This window comes from Embleya sp. NPDC001921 (assembly GCF_053594475.1).
In genome coordinates this window covers 90,812-106,514 of sequence record NZ_JBSFEO010000006.1, presented here as the reverse complement: position 1 = coordinate 106,514, position 15,703 = coordinate 90,812, and the positions used below count along the sequence as shown (strand labels likewise).

The 15,703-nt window shown below is 69.7% G+C and carries 12 protein-coding genes; 4 read left to right on the top strand and 8 right to left on the bottom strand.

The genetic code is table 11. The features are described from left to right. Positions 1-14 precede the first annotated feature (14 nt). Together ACWCPW_RS09095 and ACWCPW_RS09090 are read right to left on the bottom strand one after the other, a co-directional pair. Positions 15-1,787 (bottom strand): ABC transporter substrate-binding protein, encoded by a 1,773-nt coding sequence (locus ACWCPW_RS09095; RefSeq protein WP_449760904.1) that lies wholly within the window; start codon positions 1,785-1,787, stop codon positions 15-17. A 70-nt stretch (positions 1,788-1,857) separates the two neighbouring features. After that, the gene (locus ACWCPW_RS09090) at positions 1,858-2,865 is read right to left on the bottom strand and encodes an ABC transporter permease (protein ID WP_449760903.1); all 1,008 of its coding nucleotides are present in this window, start codon (positions 2,863-2,865) and stop codon (positions 1,858-1,860) included. A gap of 323 nt (positions 2,866-3,188) precedes the next feature. Between ACWCPW_RS09090 and ACWCPW_RS09085 the strand changes: the two genes are divergently transcribed. The 3 genes from ACWCPW_RS09085 to menC all read left to right on the top strand — a co-directional run bounded on the left by ACWCPW_RS09085 (position 3,189) and on the right by menC (position 6,423). Beyond that, positions 3,189-4,214 (top strand): dipeptidase, encoded by a 1,026-nt coding sequence (locus ACWCPW_RS09085; RefSeq protein ID WP_449760902.1) that lies wholly within the window; start codon positions 3,189-3,191, stop codon positions 4,212-4,214. 289 nt (positions 4,215-4,503) lie between these two features. Next, on the top strand, positions 4,504-5,289 hold the full coding sequence (locus ACWCPW_RS09080) for a GNAT family N-acetyltransferase (protein ID WP_449760901.1): 786 nt from the start codon (positions 4,504-4,506) through the stop codon (positions 5,287-5,289). 24 nt (positions 5,290-5,313) lie between these two features. Continuing rightward, positions 5,314-6,423 (top strand): o-succinylbenzoate synthase, encoded by a 1,110-nt coding sequence (gene menC / locus ACWCPW_RS09075; RefSeq protein WP_449760900.1) that lies wholly within the window; start codon positions 5,314-5,316, stop codon positions 6,421-6,423. 245 nt (positions 6,424-6,668) lie between these two features. Here the strand turns inward: menC and ACWCPW_RS09070 are convergent, their stop codons facing one another. The 4 genes from ACWCPW_RS09070 to ACWCPW_RS09055 all read right to left on the bottom strand — a co-directional run bounded on the left by ACWCPW_RS09070 (position 6,669) and on the right by ACWCPW_RS09055 (position 12,525). After that, positions 6,669-8,153 carry an amino acid permease gene (locus tag ACWCPW_RS09070; protein ID WP_449760899.1) on the bottom strand — a complete coding sequence of 495 codons (1,485 nt, stop codon included), beginning with the start codon at positions 8,151-8,153 and terminating at the stop codon, positions 6,669-6,671. 429 nt (positions 8,154-8,582) lie between these two features. Next, positions 8,583-10,442 carry a glycoside hydrolase family 15 protein gene (locus tag ACWCPW_RS09065; RefSeq protein WP_449760898.1) on the bottom strand — a complete coding sequence of 620 codons (1,860 nt, stop codon included), beginning with the start codon at positions 10,440-10,442 and terminating at the stop codon, positions 8,583-8,585. 179 nt (positions 10,443-10,621) lie between these two features. Further along, positions 10,622-11,620 (bottom strand): aldo/keto reductase, encoded by a 999-nt coding sequence (locus tag ACWCPW_RS09060; RefSeq protein ID WP_449760897.1) that lies wholly within the window; start codon positions 11,618-11,620, stop codon positions 10,622-10,624. After that, entirely contained in the window at positions 11,617-12,525 is a 909-nt protein-coding gene (locus ACWCPW_RS09055) for an EamA family transporter (protein WP_449760896.1), read from the bottom strand. The genes ACWCPW_RS09060 and ACWCPW_RS09055 overlap by 4 nt, the downstream gene beginning before the upstream one ends. Positions 12,526-12,650: 125 nt before the next feature. On the opposite strand from ACWCPW_RS09055, the gene ACWCPW_RS09050 reads away from it, so the two are divergent. Further along, positions 12,651-13,088: an Lrp/AsnC family transcriptional regulator gene (locus ACWCPW_RS09050; RefSeq protein ID WP_449760895.1), complete on the top strand. Its 438-nt coding sequence runs from the start codon at positions 12,651-12,653 to the stop codon at positions 13,086-13,088. A gap of 39 nt (positions 13,089-13,127) precedes the next feature. Here the strand turns inward: ACWCPW_RS09050 and ACWCPW_RS09045 are convergent, their stop codons facing one another. Further along, the gene (locus ACWCPW_RS09045; protein ID WP_449760894.1) at positions 13,128-14,891 is read right to left on the bottom strand and encodes a RodZ domain-containing protein; all 1,764 of its coding nucleotides are present in this window, start codon (positions 14,889-14,891) and stop codon (positions 13,128-13,130) included. Between the two features lie 9 nt (positions 14,892-14,900). Further along, positions 14,901-15,614, bottom strand: a complete 714-nt coding sequence (locus ACWCPW_RS09040; protein WP_449760893.1) for a TetR/AcrR family transcriptional regulator — start codon at positions 15,612-15,614, stop codon at positions 14,901-14,903. Between the last annotated feature and the right edge of the window lie 89 nt (positions 15,615-15,703).

Genomic DNA, 15,703 nt, shown 5'->3' with positions numbered 1-15,703 from the left:
GGGTGTACCGGAGTTCACTTCGAGGACTTCAGACCGAGGTTGACGAAGTCGTAGCCGTTGTACGCGTCGGTCATGTAGACGTTGGTGAGCCGACCGGAGCGCCAGTTCAGATACTTCTCGTGGGTGAAGGGCAGGTAGTACGCGCCCTCCATGACCTTGTGGTTGATCTGTTGGGCGATGCGGACCTTGGTGCCCTCGTCGAGCTCCTTGGCGTAGGCGTCGAAGAGTGCGTCGATCGCCTTGTCCTCGATCAGGGCGTAGTTGACGTTGCCGCTCTGCAGGATGTACTTGCTGTCCCACAGCGGCCGACCGAAGCCCTGGACGGACGGGAAGTCCGCGGCCCAGCCGTCGATGATGATTCCGTAGTTGTTCTTCTCCACGTTGGAGGGGCTGCCGACGATGCCGGAGGTCTGCGAGCCGTCGTACTGGTCGATCTGCGCGTCGATGCCGATCTTCTTCAACGACGCCTGCAGGGACTGGGCGGTGGCCACCTCGACCGGTCTGTTGTTGCGGACGGCGATGGTGGTGCCGAAGCCGTCCGGCTTGCCGCAGGCGGCCAGTTCCTGTTTGGCCTTGGCGATGTTCCCGCTCTTGTCGGCGCCGGCTATCCCGAACGGGTCGTACGCCTGGCCCTCGGTGCCCGGAACCGACTGCGGGAGCATGTTGGTGCCGATGTCGCCGCCGGCGACGGGGCCGCCGCGCGCGGTCTGCAGGGACAGGTGGTCGGCCCCGTGGATGACCGCCTTGCGGCAGTGTTCGTTGTCGAAGGGCTTCACGCTCTTCGGGAAGGCCGCGTAACGGACGTAGCCGGAGATCGGATTGTCCAGGTTGCCCTTGTGCTGTTTCAGCGCGGTCTGGCGACCCTGCGGCGACAGGCCGGCCTGGTTGAGGTCCAGGTCGTAGTCGCCGGCGATCAGTCGCTGGTCCAAGTCATTGGCGTTGGAGAAGAATTTGACGCTGATGGTGTCCGGGTAGGCCTTGCGGACCGGGTCCGAGGCTTCCTTCCACTGCGTGTTGCGCACCAGTTCCAAGCCCTTGCCCGGGTCGTACGACTCGAACCGGTAGGGACCGCTGGAGAACGGATTCAGGCCGTACTTGGACCTGGTGTCCTTGTCCCGGCGTACCGGGGAGGCCGCCGGCATCGCGAGCATCTGTGGGAAGTCGCTGTTGGCCTGCGGCAGACGGAAGACGATCGTCTTGTCGTCGGGTGTCTCGATGGCCTTCAGGCCCAGCTTGTCGGGGGATTCGTCCTGGTAGGGGCCGTGGTACTCGCCGTCCGGGTCGAGGATGTCCTTGAGGTAGACCGGGCCACCCGACAGCACGTCCTGCGCCCACTGGCGTTCGATGCCGTACTTGACGTCCTTGGAGGTGATCGGCTTGCCGTCCTCCCAGGTGATCCCGTCGCGCAGGCCGAACGTGTAGGTCTTGCCGCCGTCGGAGACCTTGCCCATGTCGGTGGCGAGGTCGGGCTGCAACCCGGCGCCGGACTTGCCCGGCTCGGTCTTGTAGGTGAGCAACTGGCGGCTGTAGTACCGCATGAAGTTCCAGGCGAAGCCGTAGTAGCTCCGCGTGGTGTCCCACGAGTCGCCGTCCTGGGCGCCGGCGAACTTCAGCGTGCCGCCCTTGGTGGAATCGGCGTTCAGGACCTTGTTGTTGGCCGCGTCGTAGCCGGCCGCGCTCGATTTGTCGCCGTCGCCGCCGCATGCCGCCGTGGTCAGCAGTCCTGCGACCACGGCCGCGGCGGCCAGCGCCTGCTTGCGCCGCCCTGAGGTGCGTTGGGTAGTCACGATCTCGGATCCTCCGGATTTGATGAGAAACCCCGTGTGAAGTGCCGCGGGTCGCCTCGGGTAGGGCGGTTCAGCGGGAGCCCTTGGGGTCGAGCGCGTCGCGCACGCCGTCGCCGAAGAGGTTGAAGGCAAGGACGGTGATGAAGATGGCCACGCCCGGAACGATCATGTACATCGGATCCGAGTCGTAGTAGTCGATCGCGTTCGAGAGCATCTGTCCCCACGAGGCGGTGGGCGGCTTGACGCCCACACCCAGGAAGCTGAGCGCGGCCTCGGTCAGGATGTTCGTGGGAATCATCATCGTCGTGTACACGACGATCGGGGCGACGAGGTTGGGAAGCAGTTCCTTGTACAGGATGTAGAAGCGTCCGGCGCCCAACGAGCGGGCGGCTTCGACGTATTCGCGTTCGCGCAGCGAAAGCGTCTGGCCGCGCACCACGCGCCCGATGTAGGGCCAGCCGAAGAAGCCGATGACCAGGATCATCACGAAGACGCGGACGCCGGAACCGGTCATGCCCAGCAGCTCGCCGGGCATGACCGAGACCAGCGCGATGATGAACAGCAGTTGCGGAAAGGCGAGCAGACCGTCCATGACGCGGCTGATGGCCGCGTCCACCCAACCGCCGAAGAAGCCCGCCAGAATGCCGAGGACGGTACCCAGGACGACCGCGACCAGGGCCGACAGGAAGCCGACGAGCAGCGAGATCCGGGCACCGTAGAGGATTCGGGCGAAGATGTCCCGGCCGTTGACCGGCTCGACACCCAGCAGGTGCTCGCCGCTGATGCCGCCCAGCGCCCCCTTGGGAGTGCCGAACAGCGCGTCGATCTTCTCCTCGTGGTAGGCGTTCGGATCCTGTCCGACGAGGTTGGAGATCACCGGCGCGAGCAGCGCGATCACGACGAGCGCGAGGATGAGGGCGCCGCCCGCCAGGGCCAACCGGTCGCGCTTGAGCCGTTCCCAGGCGATCCGCCCCAGCGAACGGCCCTGTACAGGCTTGGTGTTGCCCCCGACCGCCGTTGCTTCCCCGGCCGCGCTCGGGGCCGCTTCCGCGATCGGCTCGTGCAATGGTGCCGTCATCTGACAGGGACCCCTCTCAACCGGCGCCGGCCGGAACGCGTGTGCCGCTGCGGGTACGGCCGCCGGGGGCCCGCCGCACGCTTGTTGGATTGTGCATGCGGACAGCGTGGTCTGTGGACTGGCCGGGTTCATGCGGTATCCGTCCAGAGATTTCCCGGATGCTTTGTACGACCGGCTAAAGTCGCGGGATCCGCTCGGCCGGAACTCTGGACCTCACCGCCATCGACGTCTCCATCGTCGGCGGGTCGGTATCGACTGCCCGCGGAACGCCGTGGTGTTGGAACTTGCGGACCCGTGCTCCCTCCCACGCGAAAGGACCCGTCGTGTCCTTGGACCTGCATCACCGCGCGGTCGTCGCCGATGCCCACAACGACCTCCTCATGGCCGTTTCCGCCCGCCCTCCGCGGCACTGGGGCGGGTTCTTCCGGGTGCGGTGGCTGCCGCAGTTGCGCGCGGGCGGGATCGACATCCAGGTTCTGCCGGTGTTCATCGACGAACAGTTCCTGCCGGAAGGGGCATTGCGGCAGACGCTGCGCATGATCGAGTGCGCTCATGTCCTCGCCGAGGCCAACGCCGAACACGTCGCCCTGTGCGTGAGCGGCGCGGATATCGACCGGGCTCTGGCCGACGACAAGATCGCCCTCGTACTCGCTCTGGAGAGCGCCCCGGGCATCGACGCCTCCGTGGAACTGTTCTCCACCCTCTTCCGGCTCGGCGTGCGTATCGCTTCGATCGCCCACTGGGGGCGCACCCCGCTCGCCGACGGCAGCCGGGAGGAGGCCACCGGCAGTCGGCTGACTTCACCCGGCGTCCGGGCGCTGCGGGAAATGGAACGTCTGGGCATGTTGTTCGACATCTCCCATCTGGGATCGAGCGGCGTCGGCCATGTTCTGGAGCTGGCCACCCGCCCGGTGATCGCCACCCACTCCTGCGCCCGCGCCCTGCGCGATCACCACCGCAACCTCACCGACGACCAGATCCGTGGAGTGGCCGGCACCGGGGGAGTGGTGTGTGTGAACTTCGTCCCGGGCTTTCTCACCGACGACGAGGCGAAGGTGAGCGTCGACCGGGTCATCGACCACATCGAGCACGTGGTCTCCGTGGCCGGGGTCGACCACGTCGGCCTCGGATCGGACTTCCTCCGCGAGGTGATCGCGGACCTCACCCCGCCGTGCTGCGAGGACGTCGACGACGAGGACCCCCTCCTCGTCGACTTCCCCGACCTGGAGGGCCCGGCCGACCTGCCCCTGGTCACCGCGGCGATGGTTCGCCGCGGCATGCCCGAGGAGCACATCCTGAAGATCCTGGGCGGGAACCTGCGGCGGCTGATGAGCGAGCAGATGGGCTGACGCCCGATCGGTTCCGACCGCGCCCGGCGAGCCCGGCGACCCGCCGGGGAGCGGCGTCGCCCGCGTCGGGTCCGGGGCACGACTTCGGCCGCACGGCTCGGCCCCGATCCGCCGCGGCGGACGGCTGTCCGCACAGCCCCCGACGGCAACCACCCCGCCGGGGCGAGGTGTTCCACGCTCGACGGCCTCGGCACGGCCGCGGGGCCGCGAACACCGACCACGACCCTGTCATCACCGCCACCACGCCGGCCCGCGCCCGGCCCCTGGCCCACCCAGTCGGAGCACCGCGATGAACGGATCCACAATCCGAGAACTGCACATGATGGAGGACCTCGATGCCGTCAGCCTCCTCTATGCCGACATCTGGGGGTCTCGACCCGGCGCCTCACCCATCTCCGCCGAGGTCATGCGGGCACTCGCGCACGCCGGCAACTACGTGGCCGGAGCATACGAGGACGGCCGTCTGGTGGGGGCGTCGGTCGCCTTCTTCGGCGAACCCATAGGCACCAGCCTGCACTCGCACATCACCGGCACCGTAGTGGGGCGCGGCGTGGGCCTCGCCCTCAAGATGCACCAGCGGCAGTGGGCGCTCGCCCATCGACTGAGGCGAATCACCTGGACCTACGACCCGCTCATCCGCCGCAACGCCTACTTCAACCTGACCAAGCTGGGCGCCCGGCCGGAGGCGTACCTGACGTCCTTCTACGGCGCGATGCACGACACCATCAACGGCGGCGACGAGTCCGACCGGGTCCTGGTCGCCTGGGACCTCACCGAGCCCTCCCCGCCCGAGGCGATCGAACCGCCCGCCGGCGCCGCCCACCGCCTCCGCAACCACGAAGGCCGCCCGGAGACCACCGCGACCGACGCCCGGACCGTACTCATCGACCTCCCCGACGACATCGAGGCCCTGCGCCGCACGGATCCCGGCGCTGCCCGGGCCTGGCGGCTGGCCGTCCGAGAGACCCTGGGCGGCCTGCTCGCCGAAGGCGCCCGTGTCATCGGCTTCCACGAACGCCGCCGCTACGTGGTCCAACGCACCACAACCCACGAACGCACCACAACCCACATGTGACCGCCCGCAGAGGAGCCACCAGTCATGAAGACGAAGATCTCCGGCGTCGAGCTGCGTCGGATCGCGATGCCGCTCGTGGCCCCGTTCCGTACCTCCTTCGGCGTGGAGACCAGCCGCGATGTGCTGCTGGTCCGCGTCGTCACCACCGACCACGAGGGTTGGGCCGAGTGCGGGGCCATGACCGAGCCGCGCTATTCCTCCGAGTACGTCGACAGCGCCCGGCACGTCCTGCGCAGGTTCCTCGTCCCCGCCCTGCCGAAGGACGGCTTGGATGTGCACACGGTGGAACGTGTCCTGCGACCCTTCACCGGCCACCGGATGGCGAAGTCCGCGCTGGAGACAGCGGTGCTGGACGCGCAACTCCGCGATGCCGACCAGTCCTTCGGCTCGTACCTGGGTGCCGCTCGGGACCGGGTCCCCTGCGGTGTCTCGGTCGGGATCATGGACTCCGTGCCCGAACTCCTCCACGCCGTGGAGAGGTACATCGCCGAGGGCTACGTCCGGATCAAGCTGAAGATCGAGCCCGGCTGGGACCTCGACCCCGTGCGCGCCGTGCGCGAGCGTTTCGGTGACGATCTGCTCCTGCAGGTCGACGCCAACGCCGCCTACACGCTGTCGGACGCCCAACACCTCGCCGGGCTCGACGACTTCGCACTCCAACTGATCGAACAGCCCCTGGCCAACGACGACATGGTCCAGCATGCCGCGCTGGCCAAGCGCCTGCGCACCCCGATCTGCCTGGACGAATCCATCAAGTCCGCCGCCCACGCCGCGGCGGCCATCTCGCTCGGCGCCTGCTCCGTGATCAACATCAAGCCTGGCCGGGTCGGCGGCTATCTCGAAGCCCGCCGCATCCACGACCTCGCCCGCGCCCACGGCATCCCCGTGTGGTGCGGCGGGATGCTGGAGACCGGCATCGGCCGCGCCGCCAACGTGGCGCTGGCCGCGCTGCCCGGTTTCACCCTCCCCGGCGACACGTCCGGCTCCAGCCGGTACTTCGCCACCGACATCACCAAGCCGTTCGTCCTGTCCGACGGACACCTCGAGGTCCCCACCGGACCCGGCCTCGGCGTCGAGCCCCTCGCCGACATCCTCGACGAGGTGACCACGTCAAGCGAATGGATAGCGATGTAACCGTGGTGGACGAAGTCCACGCGGGGTCGGCCCGGAAGGTCCGGGTCGGCCCCGCCGCATCCCGCCGCCCGCACCTCGCCGGTCGGATGCCGGTGGTGCGCCGACAGCCTGGGCCGTCGTGCCCGGGGCCGGGCGCTGGACGCGCCGAGGGCCCTGTCCGGGGGTGCGGACAGGGCCCATGCCGTGGTGCCTCGTTCAGCCGCGGGGCCGGCGTCTCGCGCGTCTCGTCGCGGTCGGGGGTGGGGTCAGGAGTTGTTCGCCGTTCCGCCGACCGGCACCGGGATGTCGGCGGCGACGGGGGTGGCGGTGCCGTCCGGGCTTCGGCGGGTGCGCCTCTGGTGTACGAACGCCATGATCAGCACGACGGCGGCGGCCAGCAGGGAGAGCAACATCTGCTTGCGACCCGTGTCGTCGTACAGCATGTAGCCGATCACGAAGAGCAGGAACGCCGTGGTGCCGTAGGTCAGGTACGGGAAGAGCCACATCCGCACGGTGAGCTTCTCGGGCGCCTCGCGCTCCAGGATGCGGCGCATGCGCAGTTGGGTGAGGCAGATCGACAGCCAGATGAACAGGGCGATGGCGCCGGAGGAGTTCAGCAGGAAGTCGAAGACGGTCTCCGGCGACGTGTAGTTGAAGAACACCGCGACGAAGCCGAAGACCACCGAGGCCAGGACGGCGTTGCGCGGGACGCCGCTGCGGCTGACCGTGCCGAAGGCCTGCGGTCCGTCACCGCGCTTGGCCAGCGAGAAGGCCATCCGCGACGCGCTGTACAGGCCCGAGTTGAAGCACGAGAGCACGGCGGTGAGCACGATCACGTTCATGATCTGGCCGGCGGCCGGGATGTCGAGGTGGTCGAGCACCGCAACGTACGAGCTGTCGCCGACGGCGCTGGAATCCCAGGGCATCAGCGTGACCACGATCAGGATGGAGCCCAGGTAGAACAGCGCGATCCGCCAGATCACGCTGTTGGTGGCGCGGGTGACCGCGCGGCGGGGGTCCTTGGACTCGCCCGCGGCGAGGGTGACGATCTCGCTGCCCATGAAGGAGAAGGCGACGAGCAGCATGCCGGAGAGGATCTGGCCCCAGCCGTTCGGCAGGAAGCCGCCGTGCCCGGTGAGGTTGGCCATGCCGACGGGGTCGGTGTCGGGGAGCACGCCGAAGATCGCGAGGCCGCCGATCACCAGGAACGCCGCGATCGCGACGACCTTGATGCCCGCGAACCAGAACTCGAATTCCCCGTACGAGCCCACCGAGATCAGGTTGGTCGCGGTCAGCAGCACCATCACCGCGAGGGTGAAGGCCCATTGCGGCACGGCGGTCACCCAGCCGTGCAGGATCGCGCCGCCGGCGGTGGCCTCCACCGCGAGCACGACGACCCAGAAGAACCAGTACAGCCAGCCGACGGTGAAGCCCGCCCAACGGCCGAACGCGCGGTCCGCGTATGAGGAGAAGGAGCCGCTCGTGGGGTTGGCCGCCGACATCTCGCCGAGCATGCGCATGACGAAGACGATCATCAGGCCGGTGAGGGCGTAGGAGATCAGGATGCCCGGGCCGACCTTGTTGACGCCCGAGCCGGAGCCCACGAACAGGCCGGCGCCGATGACTCCGCCGATGGCGATCATCGACAGATGGCGGTTCTTCAGACCACCGCTGAGGCCCTGCTCACCGGAAGCCGCCGCCTCGATCGGTTCGGGTGGCGCGGTCTTCCGCGTGGGGACGTGGGACGACATGCGATAGCTCCTCGTGGTGCGGGCGTGCGACGTTCACCAAGGCGAAACGGGATGCGGACCGGGTGGTCCGCGGGGAACGTGTGATGCCAGTCACGGACCCGGAGGAAGGTATGTCTGGTTTGAATAGGTGAGCAATACATTGATCCATGAATATGACTTATGTCATATAGGTGAATCGATGGGTTCCCGTTTCGTCACGGAACGTCGGACCGGCAGGCGCGGAACCGGCGCGGGCGGCGATCGTGGAGCGATGCCAGGCACGGCCGGTGAGGGGAACGTGAGGCGCCCTCGGTTCCGAGCGAGGTCCCGGAGCCGTGCCGGCATCGCTTGTTGCGCGGTCGCGAGGCCATGCCGACCGGCGCGACCTCGGGCATCGGCCGGGCGGGCGCGATCGTGCTCCCGGGCGAGCGGCGCCGCCGGGTCGGCGGTTCAGCGGCCCAGCGGCCCGCGCGGCTCCGCCGGTCCGCCTGCCAGGCGCTCGCGGTCGAGCGCGTCGTCGAGGGTGCAGGCGGCGGTGATCAGCGAGAGGTGGGTGAACGCCTGGGGGAAGTTGCCCAGCTGTTCGCCGCTGGGGCCGACCTCCTCGGCGAACAGGCCCACCGGGTTGGCGTAGGTGAACATCTTCTCGAACGTGTAGCGGGCGTTGCGCAGACGGCCCGCGCGGGCCAGCGCGTCGACGTACAGGAAGGTGCAGAGGCTGAACGTGCCCTCCGAGCCGCGCAGGCCGTCCGGGGACGCGGTCGGGTCGTAGCGGTAGACCAGGCTGTCGGAGACCAGCGTGCGCTCCATCGCGTCGAGCGTGGACAGCCACGCGGGGTCGCGCGGCGCGAGGAAGCCGACGCGCGGCATCAATAGCAGGGAGGCGTCCAGCACGTCGGCGCCGCCGTAGTGCTGGACGAACGCCCCGGCGGTGTTGCTCCAGCCGTGCTCCATGACCTGTTCGAAGATGGTGTCGCGGGCCTTGGCCCACACTTCGGTGTTCGCGGGTCGGCGGTACGCCTCGGCCAGCCGCATGCCGCGGTCGAAGGCGACCCAGCACATGACCCGGCTGTAGGTGAAGTCCTTGCGGCCGCCGCGGGTCTCCCAGATGCCCTCGTCCGGCCGGTCCCACCAGTCGGCCAGCCAGTCCAGCGCGCGGGTGAGGGTCTTCCAGCCGACGTAGCCCGCCTGCGGGGCGATCTCGCGGCCTTCGGAGACGCCGTACAGCGCCTCGCCGTAGATGTCGAGCTGGAGCTGGTCGGCGGCGGCGTTGCCGAGTCGGACCGGCGCGGAGCCGCGGTAGCCCTCCAGGTGGCCGAGGATCTCCTCGGTGGTCAGGCGTTCGCCGTCGACGCGATACATGATCTGCAGTGGTTCGGCGTCCTTGCCGACCGAGTCGCCCAGGCGGGCGCCGAGCCAGTGCACGAAGTCGGTGGCCTCCTCGACGAAGCCGAGGTCCAGCAGCGCGCGGATGGACAGTGAGCCGTCGCGGATCCAGGTGTAGCGGTAGTCCCAGTTCCGTTCGCCGCCCACCTGCTCGGGCAGACCCATGGTGGCCGCCGCGACGGGGGCGCCGGTGGGCCGGTAGGTGAGCAGCTTGAGGGTGATCGCGGAGCGGTTGACCATGCCGGGCCAGCGGCCGCGGTAGTTGGACCCGCGCACCCATCGCTGCCAGAAGTCGGTGGTGTCCCACAGTTGCTCGATGACGGCGTCGGCGTCGGGCGGGGGCGGCGCCGCGCCGTCGGGGCCGCAGACGGTGAACACGGCGACCGCGCTCTCGCCGTCGTTCAGGACGACGCTGCCGTGCAGGTCGTCGCCGTCGCGTTCCAGCGCGAAGGTGCTCTGGAGGTACGCGGTGGCGCCGGGGGCGCGGAAGGCGGCGGCTTCGGGCCGTACGTCGAGCCGGTGCGCGGCCCTCCCGTAGTCGAAGCGCGGCCGGCACTCCAGATCGAAGCGCACCGTCCCGCGCACGGTGCGCACGACGCGGACCAGCGTGTGCCGGTCGCTCGGCGTGCGGCCGGTGAGCGGGGGCATCAGGTCGATGACCTCGCCTACGCCGTCGGGCGACATGAAACGGGTGACCAGGACCGCGCTGTCCGGGTAGTAGAGCTGTTTGCGAGTGATCTCTTCGCCGTCGACCCCGAGGCGGAAGTAGCCGCCCTTTTCGTGGTCGAGCAGGGCGGCGAAGATGCTCGGCGAGTCGAAGCGGGGGGCGGCGAACCAGTTGACGACGCCTTCCGAGGAGACCAGGGCGGCGGTCTGGAGGTCGCCGATGAGTCCGTGTTCCGCGATGGGAGGGTAGCGCTCCATGGGCGTTCGATGTCCTTTATGCGGCTTATATGTCATCTGGGACCACTATCGGACAGCCCTCACGGCCTCGCCTGCCGGATCCGAGCCGCGATGCCGGCGCCGCCGCGTGGGCCGCGGGGTCCGCGCGGGTGAATCGACGGTGCGGACGAGTGCGCGCGTGTGCGGGGTCGGCGCGATGGTCAACCGTGTCCGATGACCGGATGCGGGCGGTACGGCGCCTCCAGTGAGGCCGTCTGTTCCTCGTCGAGGGTGATCTCCAGCCCGGCGATCGCGTCGTCGATGTGGTGCGGCTTGGTTGCTCCGAGCACGGGTGCGCTCACGGCGGGTTTCGACAGGAGCCAGGCCAGGGCGATCTGCGCCGGGGGCCGGCCGAGCCCCGCGGCGAGCGTGCGCAGGGTGTCGACGACATCGAAGTCGGCGTCGCTGTACCTCGCGCCGGCGAGCGGGTCGCCGCCGGAGCGTACGGTGCTGCCCCGGCCGCGGCGCTCGCGGGTGCCGGTGAGCAGCCCGCGGGCCAGCGGGCTGTACGGAAGGACTCCCACGCCCTGGTCGGAGCAGAGCGGAATCATCTCCCGCTCCTCTTCGCGGTAGAGCAGGTTGTAGTGGTTCTGCATCGACACGAACCCGGTCCAACCGGCCGACCGCGCCGTGTACTGGGCCTTGGCGAACTGCCAGGCGTACATGCTCGACGCGCCGATGTAGCGGACCTTGCCTGCCCGTACCACGTCGTGCAGCGCCTCCATGGTCTCCTCGATCGGGGTCTCGTCGTCCCACCTGTGGATCTGGTACAGGTCGACGAAGTCCGTGCCCAGCCGTCTGAGCGAGGCGTCGACGCCGTCCAGGATGTGGCGGCGCGACAGGCCCCGATCGTTGGGTCCGGAACCCATGGGGTAGTACACCTTGGTGGCCAGCACGTAGTCCTCGCGGCGGGGGAAGAGCTTGGCCAACACAGCTCCCGTGATCCGCTCGCTCTCGCCCTGGGAGTACATGTCGGCGGTGTCGAAGAACGTCACCCCCGCTTCGGCGGCTCGGCGCACGATCGGCTCGGCCGCGTCCCGGTCGAGGTGCCAGGGCTCCCAATAGGGGTGGCCCGGATCCGCGGGATTGCCGTAGCTCATCATGCCCAGGCAGATCCTGGACACGGTCAATCCCGTTGTGCCCAACCTGACGTATTTCATGAGGTTTTCCCACTCCGTTCCCGGTGGACTGCGATTGCGGTGATGATCAGGGCGATGCCGGCCGCCTCGAACCGGGAGGGGATCTGGGCGAGGACGACCATGCCGGTGATCGTTGCGGTGGCGGGGAGCAGGGACGACATCAGCGCGAAGGTCGCCCGGGGGATGCGTGCCATGGCCAACTGATCGCAGACGTAGGGGATCACCGACGAGCAGATCCCGACGCCGAGGGCGGCCACGAGGAGGACCGGCGTGGTGACGGTGACGGCGGCGTCGGCGATTCCGACCGGGGCGACCACGATCATCGCGATCAGCATCGAGGCACCGAGACGGTCGACGCCCGAGGCGCCGCCGTCCTGGGCGATGCGGTGGCCCAGGACCACGTAGAGGGTGAACAGCACGCAGTTGCCCAGGGCGAGGGCGAGGCCGAGCGGTTCGTCGACGAGGTGCACATCGGCGAGCAGGCCGACCCCGGCGACCGCGAGAACGAGCGCGAGCACGTTGCGACCGGTCCGGGCACCGACGGCCGCCAGGAGAACCGGGCCCAGGAATTCGATGGCTCCGACGGTGCCGAGCGGCAGTCGGTCCAGGGCGAGGTAGAACACGCAGTTCATCAGGCCGAGCACGATGCCCAGTGCCGCCACCCCCCACCGCCGACGCCGGGGGGTGGCGCCCCACGCCCGCCACGGGCGCCGCCAGACGGCGAAGACCACGGCGGCCGAGGCGATCCGCAGCCAGGCCACGCCCAGCACGTCGACACGTGCGAACAGCAGGACCGCGCAGGCGGGTCCGAGGTAGTGGAAGACCGCGCTCGTGACGAAGAACGCGGGCGGCGGCACCCGAACGGCGGCAGCGGCGAACCGGGACGGCGAGGGGTTGGGGCGGAAGCGTCGGACTGCGTTGACCACGGGGAAAGGATGGCAAGCCCGCGACGCCCGAGACCATGCCGAATACGAAAGCCGATCGGTCATTTGCTTTACGATCGGTGCCGCGGACTCGCAGTCGACATCGTGATGATGAAAAGGGTGAGGAAATGGACGAGGTGGACCGGGCCATACTGACCGAGCTCGACGCGGACCCCCGGCTGTCGATGGCCGAATTGGCCCGCCGTGTCGAGGTCTCGGTGCCCACGGCGCGGGACCGGGTGCGGCGGTTGCGGGAGGAGGACGTGATCCGCGGTTACCGCCTCGACGTGAACCCGGCGGCGCTGGGCTATCCGGTGGCCGCGTTCGTCCGGGTCCGCCCCGGCCCGGGACAGTTGCCGAAGATCGTCGAGCTGGCGAAGAGCCTGCCCCAGGTCAGCGAGTGCCACCGCATCACCGGCGAGGACTGCTTCCTGATCAAGGTTCACGCCACCGACCTCAACACCTTCGAGGAGGTACTCGACCGCTTCCTCCTGCACGGGCAGACCACCACCTCGATCATCCAGTCCACCCCCGTGCCACCGCGCACGCCGGGGTTGTGGCAATGAGCCGAGGACGGGCGGCCCACCCGGGCGTGGCGTCCGGCGTTACGAGGGTCGTGGGTCGCCGGGTTTGAAGGTCAAGCGCGTGACCGCGTTCGGCGGGCCCGGGCTGCCCAAGTCGACGCCGTTGACGTCCAGTCGCACCGCGCCGGCGTTCCCGATGACGAGGTCGATCCGCACGGCGTCGGTGAACTGCCGCGTGGCGCCCTCCTCCACGCGTCCCTCGAAGAGCAACGTTCCGTCGGATGCCTTCGCGCTGACCCAGGAGTTGCCCAACCCCTTCACCTGGACGACGACACCGGCGGGATACCCGGAGCCGGAGTCGCTCGGTGCCGCCGAGTTCGGCTGCGGCGCGGCGGACGAAGGTTGCGTAGCCGGGGATTTCGGGGCACCCGAGGGGTTCGGTGCGGAGGCGGACGCACTCGACGTCGTCCCCGTGCTGCCGACGGACCAACTGCCTTCGCCCGTACGGCCATCGGAGTCGTCGGCCAACAGGAGGGGCACGGTGATCGCCGCGGCGACCGCGGCGACGGTGGACAACACGACGGCGGGCATTCGCCGTCCGACGAAGCGGCCTCGCGGGGCCGTCGACGGGGCGGCAGGCGGTGTGGCCGGCCGTCGCGGTACGACGGAGCCGAACGGCGCCGGTGGTTCCGGGGGTTGTCGTGGGTGCCGCGGTTCGTGTGGTTTCTGCGGTGCGTATCGGAGCGCGGGCGTCACCTCCGTGGCCGCCTGGGAGAGCGACGGGGCGGGCGCGGGCGACGGCGCGGGAGACGGGGCCGGTGGCCGGTGCGCCGCGGCTCGGCCGGCCACCAGGCCCCGCAGCGCGGGCGGTAGCCAGTCCGGCCCGAAGTGCGGCGGTGCGATGGTGGTCAACCGCTCCAACAGGGCCCGCGCGCTCGGGCGTTCCTTCGGTTCCTTGGCCAGGCAACCGGCCGCCAGGGTGCGCAGGGGCTCCGGCAGCTCGCCCAGGTCGGGCTCGTCCTGCACGACCTGCCGCAGGAGTTCGGCGAGCGACGCCGACGCGAACGGGGGTCTGCCCGTCCCCGCGAACACCAGGACGCAGCCCAGCGCGAACACATCGGACGCGGCGCCCGCCCGCGTGCCGTGCGCCTGTTCGGGGGACAGGTAGCCCGGCGTCCCGATGATCGCCCCGGTCGCGGTGAGCCGCGCCGCGAGGTGGTCGTCGGGGGAGGCGGGGTCCTCGGCGCCCACCGCGATTCCGAAGTCGATGATTCTGGGCCCGTCGGCGGCCAGGAGGATGTTGGCGGGCTTGACGTCGCGGTGCGCCGTGCCGCCGGAGTGGATCGCGTGCAGGGCCTCCGCGAGTCCGCACGCCATGACGTGCAGTGTGGGCGCGGGCAGCGGTCCGAGCGCGCGTATCGCTTCATCGAGTGTCGGGGCCGGGATGAACTCGGTGGCCAGCCAGGGTGGTTCACCGTCCGGGTCGGCGTCGACCACGGCCGCCGTGAACAGTGAGGCGACACCGCGCAGCGCCTGGACCTCCTGCCGGAAGCGCGCCCGGTAGTGCGGTTCGGAGTCGAGGCCGGAGCGGATCACCTTGACCGCGACCAGGCGCCCGCCGCGCGAACGCCCGACGTACACGCTCCCCATGCCACCCGAGCCCAGTCGGCCGAGGATCTCGAAATCACCGATCCGCCGCGGATCGGTCGGCCCCAACTCGTCCACCCGCACCCCGTCCTTCGTGTCGCCGCCGACCAACGGTACGTTTCCCGCGCGCCGCGCCGATACCACCGCGATGCATTCGACGGTGCGCAGCCGCCGACCGCCGCTCCCGACGCGGATCACCGACCCGCCCTAGCAGTCACCGCCCTTGGTGCTGTCGTCGGGACGTGCCGGGGTACGCCGACCGCGTTCGCGACTCGCCGCGGCACGCGCCGCGCCGGCCCGGGGGCCCGTGTGGGGGCCGTGCCCGGCAACGGTCGTGCGCAGGATTTCGATCCACCATTCGAGCACGCGATCTCGCGCGGTCGCTTCGAGTCCGACGCTCCTGCGGAAGTCGTCGCCGAACAGGGGATCCATCGCGACGGCTTGGTGCAGTCCGGCCATCGTCAGTTGGATCGCCTCGCGGGGCGGCGGCGTTCGTCCGTCGGCGGCACACTGCTGCCGCGCCTGAGCGTGCAGCCGGTCCACCACCTCGTCGAGCAGGCCGCTGCCGGTGTCGCGCCAGCCGGACCGGTGCAGAGCGAGCGCCAGTTCGGCATAGCCGTCGGCATAGAGCGCGGACAACGCGCGCACCAACTCGGCGGGGTCGACCGGGCCTTCGGTCCACGTGCTCAGTACGGCGTGCAGTTCGGCCTTGAGCTTCGCCCCGCCGAATCGCAGCAGCGACTCCAACAGCCGGTCACGCGTGCCGAAGTGGTGGTTGACCGCCGCATCGGTCATCCCGATCTCGGCGGCAACGGCGCGCACCTGTACGGCGGCCGGACCACCGGCGGCGAGCAGCTTGCTCGCCGCCTCGAGGATCATCCGCCTGGCGTCTTCGGGGTTGCGTCGTACGCGGGTGGGCACGCACCCACCCTACTTTGACCAGTCAAGGTGGCCTCCTTCGCCTCGGGGGGCCAGGCGAGGAAGGGGGTGCGTACCCGCGCGGAAGTCCA

Excerpts from the sequence above, each read along its gene's own strand:
- ACWCPW_RS09090 (WP_449760903.1), bottom strand. The coding sequence starts at position 2,865 with ATGACGGCACCATTGCACGAGCCGATCGCGGAAGCGGCCCCGAGCGCG.
- ACWCPW_RS09080 (WP_449760901.1), top strand. The coding sequence starts at position 4,504 with ATGAACGGATCCACAATCCGAGAACTGCACATGATGGAGGACCTCGAT.
- menC (WP_449760900.1), top strand. The coding sequence starts at position 5,314 with ATGAAGACGAAGATCTCCGGCGTCGAGCTGCGTCGGATCGCGATGCCG.
- ACWCPW_RS09070 (WP_449760899.1), bottom strand. The coding sequence starts at position 8,153 with ATGTCGTCCCACGTCCCCACGCGGAAGACCGCGCCACCCGAACCGATC.
- ACWCPW_RS09065 (WP_449760898.1), bottom strand. The coding sequence starts at position 10,442 with ATGGAGCGCTACCCTCCCATCGCGGAACACGGACTCATCGGCGACCTC.
- ACWCPW_RS09060 (WP_449760897.1), bottom strand. The coding sequence starts at position 11,620 with ATGAAATACGTCAGGTTGGGCACAACGGGATTGACCGTGTCCAGGATC.
- ACWCPW_RS09050 (WP_449760895.1), top strand. The coding sequence starts at position 12,651 with ATGGACGAGGTGGACCGGGCCATACTGACCGAGCTCGACGCGGACCCC.